This is a genomic window from Thiomicrorhabdus sp. ZW0627, assembly GCF_029767005.1.
In the GTDB taxonomy this organism is placed as follows: Bacteria; Pseudomonadota; Gammaproteobacteria; order Thiomicrospirales; family Thiomicrospiraceae; genus Thiomicrorhabdus.
In genome coordinates this window covers 1-1,380 of sequence record NZ_JARUQR010000018.1, presented here as the reverse complement: position 1 = coordinate 1,380, position 1,380 = coordinate 1, and the positions used below count along the sequence as shown (strand labels likewise).

General features: G+C 45.6%; 2 tRNA genes and 2 rRNA genes. All 4 read right to left on the bottom strand.

From position 1 onward, the window contains the following. Nucleotides 1–561: ribosomal RNA gene (locus QCB45_RS11500) — 23S ribosomal RNA — on the bottom strand; the annotation flags it as partial. A gap of 427 nt (nt 562–988) precedes the next feature. Further along, nucleotides 989–1,064, bottom strand: a tRNA-Ala gene (locus tag QCB45_RS11495). Nucleotides 1,065–1,068: 4 nt separating this feature from the next. Further along, nucleotides 1,069–1,145 (bottom strand) — tRNA-Ile (locus tag QCB45_RS11490). Nucleotides 1,146–1,221: 76 nt separating this feature from the next. Continuing rightward, nucleotides 1,222–1,380, bottom strand: a 16S ribosomal RNA gene (locus QCB45_RS11485); the annotation flags it as partial.

Sequence of the window (1,380 nt, the reverse complement as noted above, 5' to 3'; positions counted from 1 at the left end):
GTAAGTCGCTGACCCATTATACAAAAGGTACGCAGTCACAGAACAAGTCTGCTCCTACTGCTTGTACGTACACGGTTTCAGGTTCTATTTCACTCCCCTTCAGGGGTTCTTTTCGCCTTTCCCTCACGGTACTGGTTCACTATCGGTCGGTAGAGAGTATTTAGCCTTGGAGGGTGGTCCCCCCATGTTCAGTCAGAATTTCACGTGTTCCGACCTACTCGATTTCACACTTAAAAGAGTTTCGTATACGGGACTATCACCCTGTATCGTCAGACTTTCCAGACTGTTCTACTACTCTTATAAATGCTTAAGGGCTGGTCCCCGTTCGCTCGCCGCTACTAGGGGAATCTCGGTTGATTTCTTTTCCTCCGGGTACTTAGATGTTTCAGTTCTCCGGGTTAGCCTCCCACAAGGGGATATCCATAAAGGATGGGTTTTCCCATTCGGAAATCCACGGATCAAAGCTTGTTTACTAGCTCCCCGTGGCTTATCGCAAGTTACTACGTCCTTCGTCGCCTTCTACCGCCTAGGCATCCACCGTGTACGCTTAATCACTTAACTATACAACTCAAAAGCAACCTTCTTATAAAGAAGAGTTTGTTCTAACCTTTTGTGTTGAATGTCTCCATTCAATCAGAACCTTTTAAGTGCACAACGCAATTAAGTTTCTTCGCTGTCATGATATATCGCTTGAGTATTCTCAATAAATATATTACCTATACTTACAGCAACCATTCTTTCGAATGATCACTTTAAGATTTTTCTCCTTAACCCCCGGGAAGGGGTTAAGTCGTTAACAACATGTCGGTGTTGTTAACTTGAGAGATCTATTCCAAATTTTTAAAGAACTTGTCGGTTTTTTTCTCAAAACCCGAGAAGCGGAATTCTAACATTCACTCACTTCCCAGACAATAAGAACCGCTAATATTTTCTCAGTTAAAATCAAATTTTCATTCGTTTCAACCAAAACAACATTAGCGGTTGTTATTGGTGGAGCTATGCGGGATCGAACCGCAGACCTCCTGCGTGCAAGGCAGGCGCTCTCCCAGCTGAGCTATAGCCCCATTTTGGTGGGTCTGGGTGGATTTGAACCACCGACCTCACCCTTATCAGGGGTGCGCTCTAACCAACTGAGCTACAGACCCAGGTCGTTCACTATCTTCATGTAATTCAGAGACAATTTATGTGAAAGCTCGCTTAAGCTCGTAACCTTTATATCTTAAAGGAGGTGATCCAGCCGCAGGTTCCCCTACGGCTACCTTGTTACGACTTCACCCCAGTCATTGACCACAAAGTGGTGAGCGTCCTCCCGAAGGTTAGACTACCCACTTCTTTTGCAGCCAACTCCCATGGTGTGACGGGCGGTGTGTACAAGGCCCG